This window comes from Klebsiella quasipneumoniae subsp. quasipneumoniae, assembly GCF_020525925.1.
Classification (GTDB): Bacteria; Pseudomonadota; Gammaproteobacteria; order Enterobacterales; family Enterobacteriaceae; genus Klebsiella; species Klebsiella quasipneumoniae.
In genome coordinates this window covers 134,986-148,345 of record NZ_CP084876.1, presented here as the reverse complement: position 1 = coordinate 148,345, position 13,360 = coordinate 134,986, and the positions used below count along the sequence as shown (strand labels likewise).

Below are 13,360 nucleotides of genomic sequence, written 5' to 3'. Positions count from 1 at the left end.
ATGAAAATTCTGGTGGTAGGCCCGTCTTGGGTGGGCGACATGATGATGTCGCAAAGTCTTTATCGTACGCTCAGGGCGCGCTATCCCCAGGCGATTATCGACGTGATGGCGCCAGCCTGGTGTCGTCCGTTGTTATCGCGCATGCCGGAAGTGAACGAAGCGATCCCGATGCCGCTGGGCCACGGCGCGCTGGCTATCGGCGAACGCCGCAAGCTCGGCCACAGCCTGCGCGAGCGTCGCTACGATCGCGCTTACGTGCTGCCAAACTCGTTTAAATCGGCATTAGTCCCCTTCTTCGCCAACATCCCGCTGCGCACCGGCTGGCGCGGCGAGATGCGCTACGGCCTGCTCAACGACGCCCGGGTGCTGGACAAAGACGCCTGGCCGCTGATGGTGGAACGCTACGTGGCGCTGGCCTACGACAACGGCGTGATGCGCTGCGCCAAAGATCTGCCGCAGCCGCTGCTATGGCCGCAGCTGCAGGTCAACGAAGGGGAAAAGTCGCAGGCCTGCAGCGCCTTTAACCTGTCCAACGATCGGCCGATCATCGGCTTTTGCCCCGGCGCGGAGTTCGGCCCGGCAAAACGCTGGCCGCACTATCACTATGCTGCGCTGGCGAAAAAGCTCATCGACGATGGTTATCAGATTGCGCTATTTGGCTCGGCAAAAGATAACGAGGCCGGCAAAGAGATCATCGCCGCCCTCAGCAGCGAGCAGCAGGCCTGGTGCCGGAATCTGGCGGGTGAAACCCAGCTGGAGCAGGCGGTGATCCTGATTGCCGCCTGTAAAGCGGTGGTGACTAACGATTCGGGGCTGATGCACGTCGCCGCGGCGCTGGACCGTCCGCTGGTGGCGCTGTATGGCCCGAGCAGTCCGGACTTTACCCCGCCGCTGTCGCATAAAGCGCGCGTGATCCGTCTGATTACCGGCTACCACAAGGTGCGCAAAGGCGATGCCGCGGAAGGTTATCATCAGAGCCTGATCGACATTACGCCAGAGCGCGTCCTGCAAGAGCTGAACGAATTGCTGACGGAAAAAACCGGGCACGAGGAAGCGTAGCGGATGCGGGTATTGATTGTAAAAACCTCATCGATGGGCGACGTGCTGCACACGCTGCCCGCGCTGACCGACGCCGCGCAGGCCATCCCCGGCATCCGCTTCGACTGGGTTGTGGAAGAAGGCTTCGCGCAGATCCCCTCCTGGCATGACAGCGTCGAGCGGGTGATCCCGGTGGCGATCCGCCGCTGGCGTAAAGCCTGGTTCTCCGCGCCGATCAAAGCGGAGCGTAAAGCCTTTCGCGAGGCCGTCCAGGCGGTCAAGTATGACGCCATTATCGACGCCCAGGGGCTGGTGAAAAGCGCTGCGCTGGTCACCCGTCTGGCGCACGGCGTCAAGCATGGTATGGACTGGCAAACGGCCCGCGAGCCGCTGGCCAGCCTGTTTTACAACCGCTGCCACCACATTGCGAAACAGCAGCACGCGGTGGAGCGTACCCGCGAGCTGTTCGCCAAAAGCCTCGGCTACGCGAAACCCCAAACCCAGGGGGATTACGCCATTGCGCGCCATTTCCTGCAGCACGAGGCTAGCGCTGCCGCCCCCTATCTGGTGTTTCTGCACGCCACCACCCGCGACGATAAGCACTGGCCGGAAAACCGCTGGCAGGAACTGCTCGATCTGCTGGCCGACAGCGGCGTCCGCATTAAGCTGCCGTGGGGCGCCCCGCACGAAGAGGCGCGGGCGAAGCGGCTGGCGGAAGGCCGGGAGTATGTTGAAGTGCTGCCGCGCCTGAGCCTTGAGCAGGTGGCGCAGGTTCTGGCCAGCGCCCGGGCCGTCGTCTCGGTCGATACCGGCCTGAGTCATCTGACCGCCGCGCTGGATAAACCGAACTTCACGCTCTACGGCCCGACCGATCCGGGGCTGATTGGCGGATACGGTAAAAACCAGCACATCGTGCGGCCGGAAAACAGCGCCAGCACCGGCGATATTACCGCCAGCCGGGTTCATCTTCTTCTGCAAAATCAGGGGCTGCTCTGATGGGATCCCTGTTTAAGCAGATCTATCGCTACACCCGCCCTCGCGCTTATCGTCACAATGAAAATCTGTGGCCTTTTACCCGCATCACCCGCGCGCCGAGCGGCGAAATCAGCGCGTTGCGTTATAAAGGGAAAACGGTGCCGCTGGTCAGCCTGAGCGCGCTGAAAAACAGCATGCAGGGCGAAGTCCTGCTGACCGCCACTGGCCCTTCGACCCGCAATATCGATTTTTCCCTGTTGTCGAAAACGATCCCGGTGATGGGCGTCAATGGCGCCTGGCATCTTGCCGACCGACTGCACTTTTCGCTCTATACCATCGTCGACATGGAGTTTTTCGATAAGAAGCCGGACATTATCCGCGCCATCGTCAGTCAGCCGGACATTCTGCTGTTCACCACCATGCATGGGATCGCCAAAATCGTCGATCGCCATGCGGACGCGCTGCGCTGCCGTTTGGCGTTGATTGAGGACGGTTGCTATAAGATTTACCAGCCGAAAGTCGCCAGCGAAGCGATAAAGCGCACTTACCAGCAGAATCCGGCGATGTGCTTTCATCCCCAGCGCCCGGATATCTGTTTTAGCACCGATATTCGCCAGGGCGTCTTTGATGCCGGCACGGTGGTCTACTGGGCGCTGCAGATCCTCGCCTGGCTGGGCTTCAGCACTATCCTGGTGAGCGGTCTGGATATGACTAACTTCAACCAGCCGCGATTCTACGAAACACAACAAGAAAAATTGCCTTCGTACCTGGCAACAAAAGTGGATACCCTCGTCATGCCCTCCTTTGCGCATGCCGCGCAGGTACTGCAGCAACGCCAGATCCGGGTAATTAATTTTTCACCAGAAAGCGCTGTGCCGGACACTATTTTCGAAAAGGTTGCGTTTAATGAGTACTTTAAAAATGAGTAACTACGCCAGACAGGGTTACTCGATTGTTTTTCCTTTGTTTTTATTTTTCAGCGCGATTTTTTGCATGTCCACCCGGACCAATAACCTGCTGCATTTATCGATCCTGCTGCTCTTGCTCTCGCTGATACGCCCGGAAAACCGCCAGGCGCTGGCCGGCGTGTTACGCGAACAGTGGCAGACCTGGGCGCTGCTGGCGGTCTTCTTTATCTATTACGCCCTCAGTAACCTGTGGGGCCATACGCCGCAGCATATCGACTCGCCGATCACCCACGGCGTGTACCTGACGGGCTATCTGTTGCTGATGGCGATGCTGCTCAGCGACGAACGAACCCGCCGCCTGGCCATGCTGGCGGTGGTTGGCGGGATCACCGTGCTCTCGCTGTGGACGCTGATGTTCGACCACACCCTGGTCCTCACCGAACGAGCGGTCTCCCCCGAGAACCCCGGGCCAACAAACGTTATCGACCTTGCCGGATACTGCGGCATCGGCATCTTAATCTGCGGCATGCTACTGAAAGAAAAAGCCAGCCACTGGCTCTATCTGCCAGTGGCCATCATGCTGGTGATGATGCTGCTGACCCAAAGCCGCGGGCCGATCATCGCCCTGGTGCTGGCGGTCGGCTGTACGCTGCACCTGCACGTCTTCACCCGCCGCAACCTGCTGATCGCCGCGGCGCTGGCCGTGCTGGTGGCTCTGCTTTTGGTCATGACGCCGGTGGGCGACATGCTGCTCGCCCGTTTCGAAGAGCTGGGCACCCAAAGCGGGCTGCGCCTGAGCATCTGGCACCATACGCTGTCGGAGATGGCCAGCCAGCCCTGGCTGGGACGCGGTTTTAGCTATGAACTGGATTTCATCAACTACAGCGGCGAACACATCACCACCACCCACAGCGTATATATGGGCGCCCTGCTGAAAGGCGGCATCGTGGGTTTACTGCTGTTGCTGGCGGTCATTGCCTGCGGACTGTGGCAGGCGTGGCGCAAGCGCCGCTCCGACAGCCGCTACAGTCTGGCGATCTTGTTTTACGCGCTGGTGTTTATGGCCTCGCAGGGGATGTTTATCATCAGCAACCCCCGGGAAACCTGGGTGCTGTTCTGGCTGCCGCTGGGCATTGCGCTCAGCAAAGGGCTGGCGGAAAAGCGTTAACAAGAAAGGGCCGCTGACGGCCCTTTTTTATATTCACTTTTCTATTAACTGCGGGCGGCGACCAGCCGGTCGGCCTGCTCTTTAATCACCGGCCATACCGACTCAATCGCCACATCGGCGACATTCGCTTCTTCACAAACGATCTGCCTCGCTTTGTCATAGCCCGGCGCCCAGATATGATAGCCGGGCAGCCCGGTATCCTTGAGTTTGCGTTTGTTATAGACCGCCACCATCGGTTTATCGAAAGCACGGGCGATATGCACGATCGAGGTGTCCGGCGTAATGACTAAATCACAGCTGCGAATCACCTCCACGGCGGAGTTGATGGTGCTGTCGGCGACGTACAGCGCCATATCCAGCCCCAGCTGCTGAATTTTCTCGCTGCGACCCACCATCACGATACAGACCCGGTAAGGCAGAGCATGTAGCCGCTCGACCAGGGTCGCCACCTGATGACGACAGAAGTCTTTATCCTCGGAGGCGGTAAAAGGGTTAATGGCGACGCGCAGTGCGACCTCTCCGGCCTGGGAAAGCAAGCGCGCCACTTTCTCCCGCTCATGGCGACAGCCGGGGAGATGATAGTCGTATGGCTGGTCGTCAACGACGCCAAAAAGCTTCACCACCTGTTGATAGCGCAGGGAAATATGGCTGTTGCTGTCAAAAAAAGCGATCGAATGATCGTAAAGTTTATAGGGCTCTTTATTAAAGCCAATCACGCTGGTCGCCCGTAAATCGGCGAGTAATTTAAAGCGTTCATAGCTGGTCACGTCATCAAAATCGATAACCGCATCAAAACCCGCCGCCCGTAACGTATTTAAGGACATGCGTGGTCGATATAAATATACTTGCTCAATGAATTCTGAGCCGGCTAATATTTCGCAGCATATTGGTCCGGTTAACACCGAAACCTGATATCCCCTTTCGGCCAGTATTCTGGCGCAGCCGGTGGTCACCACCATATCGCCGACTTTATCGTCCAGGCGCAATAGCAGCACGCGGCGCACGGGGGCCGGGTCGAAGGGTTTGCGCGCCGGCTTATTTCTGTATCGATAGTTAATTAAATTAAATTTAATACCGCGGAAAAAAGCGTTCTTTTTCCGCGTCAATTGTTTAAGGATACGCATACGGTACCTTGAGCTGTGTTAGCGCTGTGTGATTTTCCGCTGGTAATATTCTGCCAACGTCATGCCCTTCACCTGCGGCGCCAGCCAGCTAAAAAAGGCTTCAAGGTCAGCGTATAAACGCTCAATATCCCGTTCATTCTGGAACGTGGGGCTGCCGCCGGGCATATATTCTGAAGAGTGGAGCATATATTCCACGTAGTCATTGCCCTGCGTCAACGTTTGTTCGACGACTTTTTTCATCGTCTCCACGTTGCCGCCCATCGGACGCAGCCAGTGCACGGAGGGGGAACGCACTTTGCCGCGCAGGCGGTCGTAGCCCTGCTTCACGCTGTTCATCCACGCGGAGTGCTTGTACTGAATGCTCATCGGCACTTCCAGCAGCGGCGAGCGGCCCTCGCGGCTGATGTCATTTTCATCGAGGAAATAGGCATGCTGCGGGAAGCGACGATAATCGGTCCCGCCATCGCCCTGCGGCGCCCCCTTGGCGGTCTTCCAGTTCACCCGCGGGGTCACCGAGCAATCCACCTGATACCCGTACTCCACCAGCAGACGCGCATAGCGCTCGTCAAAGGCCCAGCGCCCGGCGCGATGACTAACCATTTTGGTCTGGAAGGTGTCCTCCAGCAGACGCGTCATATAGTCGACCTTCTCACGCATCATGGCATCGCTGTATTCAATGAGATAAGGCTTATGCCGCCAGTCATCGGCGGTCAGCGGCTCGGTCGGCGGGCTGTTCCAGGCATGCAGATGCATACCGACTTCCGCGGTGCCGCGGGCAATCACGTCTCTGGCGAATTCGATATAAAAGGGATCGATGGCCATTTCATAATTGGTCAAATAGACCGGTTTAAAGCCATACTTTTCGCAAAGCTGCTGAAAACGCGGGAGATAACGCGCATTCTCGGTGGTGATGCTGTCATGTTTTTGCCAGAGGTTATCGCCCTCTGTATCAATCGTGATGAGAAATGCGGGATTGTGCACGAAAACGTCCTCAGGCCATACGTATCGGGTCATGGTAGAGCAATACAACGCTTCTCTCAATCTGTCTGATCCCCTAGAATCGGAACCCTTATCCTGGATGAAGAACAGAGTATGACGCCTGAAACCCTCTCCCGCAGCCCCTTGAACCCGGCGCGGATCCTGGTCATTAAGCTGCGCCATCATGGCGACATGCTGCTGATCACCCCGCTTATTCACGCGCTGAAACAGCAGTATCCCGCCGCCAGCGTGGATGTCCTGCTGTATGAAGAGACCCGGGATATGCTCGCCGCCAACCCCGATATCCACCAAATTTATGGTCTCGACCGCCGCTGGAAAAAGCAGGGGAAAAAGCATCAGCTGAAGATGCAATGGCAGCTCATTCAGACGCTGCGCCAGCAGCGATACGATATGGTGCTCAACCTTGCCGACCAGTGGCCGAGCGCGATTATCAGCAAACTGACCGGCGCCGCGACGCGGATCGGCTTTGATTTTCCGAAGCGTCGCCACCCGTTCTGGCGCTATTGCCACACCGCGCTGGCCGCCACCCAACAGCATAATCAGCTGCATACGGTCCAGCAGAATCTCTCTATCCTCGCTCCGCTCGGTATCCAGTTGAACGACGCCCCGGCGCGGATGGGCTACAGCGAAGCAGACTGGGCCACCAGCCGCGCCCTGCTGCCGGAGGACTTCCGGGATAACTACATCGTCATCCAGCCAACGTCGCGTTGGTTCTTTAAATGCTGGCGCGAAGATCGGATGAGCGCGCTGATCAACGCGCTGTCCGCCGAAGGGTACCCGGTGGTACTCACCTCCGGCCCCGACGATAGAGAGAAGAAGATGGTGGAGACCATCATCGCCGGCTGCCCGCAGGCGCGGCTGCACTCTTTAGCCGGCCAGTTAACGCTGCGCCAGCTGGCGGCGGTGATCGATCACGCCCGGCTGTTTATCGGCGTCGACTCGGTGCCGATGCATATGGCTGCGGCTCTCGGCACCCCGCTGGTCGCCCTGTTCGGCCCCTCGAAGCTGACCTTCTGGCGTCCATGGCAGGCGAAAGGCGAGGTGATCTGGGCAGGCGACTTCGGTCCGCTGCCCGACCCGGACGCCATCAACACCAACACCGACGAACGTTATCTCGATTTAATTCCTACCGACGCCGTGATCGCGGCGGCGAAAAAGGTACTGGCATGAGTAAATTCAGGCTGGCTCTGGTGCGGCAGAAGTACCGCCCGGACGGCGGCGCAGAACGGTTTGTCTCCCGCGCGCTGGAAGCCCTCGACAGCAGTCATCTGCAGCTGAACGTCATCACCCGCGAATGGCAGGGGCCGGTGAAACCGGACTGGCAGATCCATATCTGTAATCCGCGCAAATGGGGGCGCATCAGCCGCGAGCGCGGGTTTGCCAACGCCGCGCGGGCGCTCTGGCAGCGCGAATCCTTCGACCTGGTGCAGAGCCATGAGCGTATTCCCGGCTGCGATCTCTACCGCGCCGGCGACGGCGTTCATCGCCGCTGGCTGCAACAGCGCTCGCGCATTTTACCGGCCTGGAAAAGCCGCCTGCTGTTTGCCGACCGCTACCACCGTTATGTGATGCAAGCGGAACGGGAGATGTACGAAGACCCGCATCTGCGCGGGGTGATCTGCAACGCCGAGATGATCAAACGCGAGATCATCGAAGACTTTGGCCTGCCGGCGGACAAGATCCACGTTATCTATAACGCCATTGATAACCAGCGTTTCCTGCCGCCGGGCGAAGAAACCTTTGCCGCCTTACGCGCCAAATGGCAGTTGCCGCTGCAGGCGACCTGCCTGATTTACGTCGGCTCCGGCTTTGAGCGTAAAGGGCTGGCGGCGGCGATCCGCGCCATCGCCCCGACCGATCGCTATCTGCTGGTGGTTGGCAAAGATAAAGATCAGCCGCGCTATCAGGCGCTGGCGAAGAGTCTCGGCTGCGAAGCGCGGGTGCGCTTCTTCGGCATGCAGTCGGAGACGCTGCCGTTCTATCAGATGGCCGATGGCCTGCTGCTGCCGACCCTCTACGATCCGTTCCCCAACGTTATCCTTGAGGCAATGGCCTGCGGTCTGCCGGTGATCACCACCACCGGCTGCGGCGGGGCGGAGTTTATCGTCAACGGCCACAACGGTTACGTCTGCGACGCCCTGGATATCCCGGCGCTGCAGCAGGCGGTGATGGCCCTGCCTGCCCGCGCGCTGGGCTCCGCGGAAGGCGACCGCGCCCGCGAGCGCATCATGACCTGCACCAGCGAGCGCCTCTCAACCCAGCTGCTTTCCCTTTATCAGGATCTGGTGAAATAACGATGCGCATCTTATTTGTGATTGACGGATTGCCCGGCGGCGGCGCGGAGAAAGTCGTTCTCACCCTGGCAGCGCAGTTCCTGCGCGACGGCGATCGGGTCTCGCTCATTTCGCTACGCGACGTCTGCGAGTACCCATTGCCCGAGGGGCTCGACTACCAGGTGGTGGCCGATCGCTGCCGCAAACCGTGGCGCAAGCTGACCGAGCTGTCCCGCCGCGCCCGCCAGCTGGACGCCGCGGTCATCCGGGCCGAGCAGCAGGGACAATTTGACCTTGTGCTCTCCAACCTGCACAAAACCGACCGCATCGTCGCCCGCAGCCGGGCGCTGCGCGAGCACAACGTCTGGTTCTGCCTGCACGGCGTCTTCTCGGCCTCTTATCTTGGTCACCGTACCGGCTTTGACCGCTGGATGAAGCAGCAGAAAATTAAGCGGATTTACCAGGGGCGCAACGTGGTGGCGGTTTCCGACGCCGTGGGGCGCGATCTGGTGGACGCCTTCGCCCTGCGCCCGGCGCAGCTGAAAACCATCTATAACCCCTTCGATATCGCCGCCCTGCGCGCCGGGGCGGAAGCCGACAGCGAGCGCCCGGACGGCGACTACCTGATTCACGTCGGCCGCTTCCATCCCGGCAAACGCCACGACCGCCTGCTCGAAGCCTACGCGCAAAGCGGCATCGACGCGCCGCTGGTGCTGTTAGGCCAGGGGAAACCGGAGCAAGAGCAGCGCCTGCGCCAGCTGGCCAAAACGCTGCAGATTGACGACCGGGTGTGGTTCAAAGGTTTTCAGGAAAACCCCTTACCGTGGATCAAAGGCGCGCGGATGCTGGTTTTGAGCTCGGATAGCGAAGGATTCGGCAATGTGGTGGTGGAGGCGCTGCTGTTGCATACCCCGGTCGCCAGCACCCGCTGCCCCGGCGGCGTCACCGAGATCCTCACCGGCGAACTTGCCCGCGGTCTGGCGGATCTCACCAGTCCGGCGCTGGCTCAGACGATGCAAAGCATTTACCATAACCCGCCGGCCATCGACGATGCCGCGCTGGAAAAATTCAGCGTCGTGTCCATTTGTCAGCAGTACCGTCAGCTGCAGCGCATCTGACGCCGTTAGTTAACCAGGATCGAAGATTTATGAGTCAAACGCCTTTACTGAGCATCGTGGCTGCCGTCTACAACGGTGAGAAATTTCTTGCGCAATTCTTTGAGTGCATTGAACAGCAGCAGCTGGACAGCTATGAACTGATCCTGGTGAACGATGGGTCGACGGACAACAGCCTGGCGGTGATCGCCGAATGGCGGGATCGGCTGCAGAACGTCCAGGTGCTGGAGCAGGAAAACCAGGGCGTCTCGGTCGCGCGCAATACCGGCCTGGCGGTTGCCAGCGGCAAGTATCTCGCGTTTCCGGACATCGACGATAAACTCTATCCGGGCATGTATCGCACGCTGCTGGAGATGGCGGAGAAAGCACATCTCGATGTCGCCACCTGCAACGGCACCTACGTGTACGAAAAGCGCCGCGAGAGCCACCCGATCTTTCCGCTGGATCGCTTGCCCTCGACCGGTGTGCTGCCGGGCCATGTCTGGCTCAAGCAGGCCCTGGACTCGCGGAAATTTCTGCACGTCACCTGGCTCAATATCTATCGCCACGATTTTATCCGCCAGCATCACTTCCATTTCGAACCCGGCCTGCGCCATCAGGATATCCCGTGGACCACAGAGGCGCTGCTGGCCGCGGAGCGCGTGCAGTACACCAGTCAGCAATTCTATGATTACTACATCCACTCTGAGTCGGTGTCGCATAAGCCGGACAACGACGACACGCTGATGCGCTCGGCGCGCCATTACATGAAAATTCTGGAGATGCTGGAGGCGATCAACCAGCGTTACCCGGACAAAGTGCGCCATATCGCCGCCTGTCGCTGGCAGATCGCCAAAGAAGGCCTGGGGATCATCCACACCTTCGACAGTATGAAAGATGAGTCGAAAAAGCATGTTATCATTAAAGAATTCTTCGACCGCGGTATCTGGCGGTTAATCTGGAAAAACGCCTGTACTTTCCGTTTACGCTGGCGCCTGGGACGCCGTTATCTGCGTATTAAGCGTTATCGCCACGCGGGATAGACCAAAAACCCGCTGTTTCCGCCAAAGAGATAGCTTTACGCGGGCTAAATGCTTAGAATTTGCCCGCCAAAACAGAGAACGGATAAATAGTTTGGAATTGCTTTATACCACCCTACTTTACCTTATTCAGCCGCTGGTGTGGCTGCGGCTGCTGCTGCGCAGTCGTAAGGCTCCTGCCTACCGTAAACGCTGGGCGGAACGCTATGGCTTCTGTCAGAACAAGGTAGAGCCGGATGGCATTCTGCTGCACTCCGTTTCCGTCGGCGAGACCTTAGCCGCCATCCCGCTGGTTCGCGCCCTGCGCCACCGCTACCCTTCTCTGCCGATCACCGTCACCACCATGACGCCGACCGGCTCCGAGCGCGCCATGTCGGCCTTCGGCAAAGATGTCCATCACGTCTATCTGCCCTACGATCTGCCCGGCGCCATGAACCGCTTCCTGGACACCGTTCAGCCGAAGCTGGTGATCGTCATGGAGACCGAACTGTGGCCGAATATGGTAGCCGCGCTGCATAAGCGTAAGATCCCGCTGGTGATTGCCAACGCCCGCCTGTCCGAACGTTCCGCCAAAGGCTATGCCAAGCTGGGCGGCTTTATGCGCCGCCTGTTGAGCCGTATTACGCTTATCGCCGCGCAGAATGAAGAAGATGGCAACCGCTTCCTCGCGCTGGGACTGAAGCGCAACCAGCTGGCGGTCACCGGCAGCCTGAAATTCGATATTTCCGTCACGCCAGAGCTGGCGGCCCGCGCGGTGACGCTGCGCCGGCAATGGGCGCCGCACCGCAAAGTCTGGATTGCCACCAGCACCCACGATGGCGAAGAGCAAATTATCCTCCAGGCGCATAAAAAGCTGCTGGAGACCTTTCCGAACCTGCTGCTGATCCTTGTTCCTCGCCATCCGGAGCGCTTCCCTGACGCCCGCGACATGGTGCAAAAAGCCGGAATGAGCTTCACTCTGCGCAGCACCGGCGAGATCCCCTCCTCCAGTACCCAGGTGGTCATTGGCGATACCATGGGCGAACTGATGCTGCTCTACGGCATTGCCGACCTCGCTTTCGTCGGCGGCAGCCTGGTGGAGCGCGGCGGCCATAATCCGCTCGAGCCGGCGGCACACGCCATTCCGGTGCTGATGGGGCCGCATACCTTCAATTTCAAAGATATCTGCGCCAAGCTGCAGCAGGACGATGGCCTGATCACCGTCACCGACGCTAACTCGCTGGTCAAAGAGGTTTCCACGCTGCTGACCGATGAAGACTACCGCCTGTGGTATGGCCGTCACGCGGTGGAAGTGCTGCACCAGAACCAGGGCGCGCTGTCGCGTCTGCTACAGTTACTGCAACCTTACCTGCCGCAGCGGAGTCATTAATGTCGAACCGGCTTTCCGTGGTGATGATCGCCAAAAACGCAGCGGACCTGCTGCCGGATTGTCTGGACTCCGTTAGCTGGGCGGATGAAATTATCGTCCTCGACTCCGGCAGTACCGACGGCACCGTCGAGCTGGCTCGCCGCCTCGGGGCGCAGGTCTATACCCATACCGACTGGCGAGGCTATGGCATTCAGCGCCAGCGCGCGCAGGACTACGCCACCGGCGACTGGGTGTTGATGATCGATACCGATGAGCGCGTCACGCCGGAACTCAGACAGGCTATTCTTACAGTCCTGGCAGCCCCGCAGCGCGGCGCCATCTACAGCATCGCCCGCCGTAACTATTTTCTCGGACGCTTTATGCGCCACAGCGGTTGGTACCCCGATCGCGTCCTGCGCCTGTACGAACGCGCCCGTTACCGCTATAACGATAATCTGGTCCATGAATCGCTGGATAGCCTGGGCGCCGAGGTCATTCCGTTGACCGGCGATCTCCTGCATCTGACGTGCCGCGACTTCGCTGGCTTTCAGCAAAAACAGCTGGCTTACGCCGCCGCATGGGCGCTAGAACGCCACCGGAAGGGCAAGAAGACCTCGATGGCGGGGATATTCAGCCACACGCTGGGCGCGTTCCTGAAAACGCTGCTGCTGCGCGGTGGGGTGCTGGACGGTAAGCAGGGCTGGTTACTGGCGATGGTCAACGCGCAGTATACGTTTACGAAATATACCGAGCTGTGGGCGCTGAGCCACGGCTACTCGGAGAAAGAGTCATCATGAGCACAAAAGCGATCTATCCGGGTACCTTCGATCCCATCACCAATGGCCATATCGATATCGTCACCCGCGCGGCGAGTATGTTCGATAAAGTGGTGCTGGCTATCGCCGCCAGCCCGAGTAAAAAGCCGATGTTCAGCCTTGATGAACGTATTGCGCTGGCGGAGCAGGCGACGGCCCACCTGGTGAATGTTCAGGTGGTCGGCTTCAGCGACCTGATGGCCAGCTTCGCGCGCGCGCAGCAGGCCAATATCCTGATCCGCGGCCTGCGGGCGGTGGCGGATTTCGAATATGAGATGCAGCTGGCCCATATGAACCGCCATTTGATGCCCACCCTTGAGAGCGTGTTCCTGATGCCGTGCAAAGAGTGGTCGTTTATCTCCTCTTCGCTGGTCAAAGAAGTCGCGCGCCACCAGGGCGATGTCTCCCACTTCCTGCCAGCCAACGTCCACCAGGCGCTGTTGAATAAGCTGAAGTAACGCATCTGCTGGGGCATGAGCCAGGCTGGCGCTGCGCTTATCTGGCCTACAAACGTCCCCGGCCCACCAGATGCGCACCCGCAGGTCCGCTGACCTGGCCGACAATCATTCCTGTTCCGG

At 59.4% G+C, this 13,360-nt stretch carries 13 protein-coding genes; 11 read left to right on the top strand and 2 right to left on the bottom strand.

Annotation, left to right across the window (positions count from 1 at the left end; all coding sequences use genetic code 11):
* Genes rfaF through LGM20_RS00720 form a run of 4 tightly spaced genes read left to right on the top strand, consistent with a single transcriptional unit; the run spans nucleotide 1 to nucleotide 4,089 of the window.
* The gene (rfaF, locus tag LGM20_RS00735; protein WP_044525043.1) at nucleotides 1-1,059 is read left to right on the top strand and encodes an ADP-heptose--LPS heptosyltransferase RfaF; all 1,059 of its coding nucleotides are present in this window, start codon (nucleotides 1-3) and stop codon (nucleotides 1,057-1,059) included.
* Between the two features lie 3 nt (nucleotides 1,060-1,062).
* Nucleotides 1,063-2,034 (top strand): lipopolysaccharide heptosyltransferase RfaC, encoded by a 972-nt coding sequence (gene rfaC, locus LGM20_RS00730; protein WP_044525044.1) that lies wholly within the window; start codon nucleotides 1,063-1,065, stop codon nucleotides 2,032-2,034.
* Nucleotides 2,034-2,942, top strand: coding sequence for a glycosyl transferase (locus tag LGM20_RS00725; RefSeq protein WP_023291358.1), 909 nt, complete (start codon nucleotides 2,034-2,036; stop codon nucleotides 2,940-2,942). Before rfaC ends, LGM20_RS00725 begins: the two co-directional genes overlap by 1 nt.
* The gene (locus tag LGM20_RS00720) at nucleotides 2,920-4,089 is read left to right on the top strand and encodes an O-antigen ligase family protein (protein ID WP_044525045.1); all 1,170 of its coding nucleotides are present in this window, start codon (nucleotides 2,920-2,922) and stop codon (nucleotides 4,087-4,089) included. The genes LGM20_RS00725 and LGM20_RS00720 overlap by 23 nt, the downstream gene beginning before the upstream one ends.
* Nucleotides 4,090-4,133: 44 nt before the next feature.
* Here the strand turns inward: LGM20_RS00720 and LGM20_RS00715 are convergent, their stop codons facing one another.
* Entirely contained in the window at nucleotides 4,134-5,213 is a 1,080-nt protein-coding gene (locus LGM20_RS00715) for a glycosyltransferase family 9 protein (protein WP_044525046.1), read from the bottom strand.
* An 18-nt stretch (nucleotides 5,214-5,231) separates the two neighbouring features.
* Nucleotides 5,232-6,194 (bottom strand): polysaccharide deacetylase family protein, encoded by a 963-nt coding sequence (locus tag LGM20_RS00710; protein ID WP_023291361.1) that lies wholly within the window; start codon nucleotides 6,192-6,194, stop codon nucleotides 5,232-5,234.
* A gap of 111 nt (nucleotides 6,195-6,305) precedes the next feature.
* On the opposite strand from LGM20_RS00710, the gene rfaQ reads away from it, so the two are divergent.
* The 7 genes from rfaQ (at nucleotide 6,306) to coaD (ending at nucleotide 13,240) form a co-directional block, all read left to right on the top strand.
* Entirely contained in the window at nucleotides 6,306-7,382 is a 1,077-nt protein-coding gene (rfaQ, locus tag LGM20_RS00705) for a putative lipopolysaccharide heptosyltransferase III (protein WP_044525047.1), read from the top strand.
* Nucleotides 7,379-8,506, top strand: a complete 1,128-nt coding sequence (locus LGM20_RS00700) for a glycosyltransferase family 4 protein (RefSeq protein ID WP_044525048.1) — start codon at nucleotides 7,379-7,381, stop codon at nucleotides 8,504-8,506. The genes rfaQ and LGM20_RS00700 overlap by 4 nt, the downstream gene beginning before the upstream one ends.
* 2 nt (nucleotides 8,507-8,508) lie before the next feature.
* On the top strand, nucleotides 8,509-9,603 hold the full coding sequence (locus tag LGM20_RS00695; RefSeq protein ID WP_044525049.1) for a glycosyltransferase: 1,095 nt from the start codon (nucleotides 8,509-8,511) through the stop codon (nucleotides 9,601-9,603).
* A gap of 29 nt (nucleotides 9,604-9,632) precedes the next feature.
* Complete coding sequence (locus LGM20_RS00690; protein WP_023291365.1) at nucleotides 9,633-10,622, top strand: glycosyltransferase; 990 nt, start codon at nucleotides 9,633-9,635, stop codon at nucleotides 10,620-10,622.
* A 91-nt stretch (nucleotides 10,623-10,713) separates the two neighbouring features.
* Entirely contained in the window at nucleotides 10,714-11,988 is a 1,275-nt protein-coding gene (waaA, locus tag LGM20_RS00685) for a lipid IV(A) 3-deoxy-D-manno-octulosonic acid transferase (RefSeq protein ID WP_004205065.1), read from the top strand.
* Entirely contained in the window at nucleotides 11,988-12,764 is a 777-nt protein-coding gene (locus tag LGM20_RS00680; RefSeq protein ID WP_023291366.1) for a glycosyltransferase family 2 protein, read from the top strand. Before waaA ends, LGM20_RS00680 begins: the two co-directional genes overlap by 1 nt.
* Nucleotides 12,761-13,240 (top strand): pantetheine-phosphate adenylyltransferase, encoded by a 480-nt coding sequence (coaD, locus tag LGM20_RS00675; RefSeq protein WP_004205067.1) that lies wholly within the window; start codon nucleotides 12,761-12,763, stop codon nucleotides 13,238-13,240. Before LGM20_RS00680 ends, coaD begins: the two co-directional genes overlap by 4 nt.
* Nucleotides 13,241-13,360 lie beyond the last annotated feature (120 nt).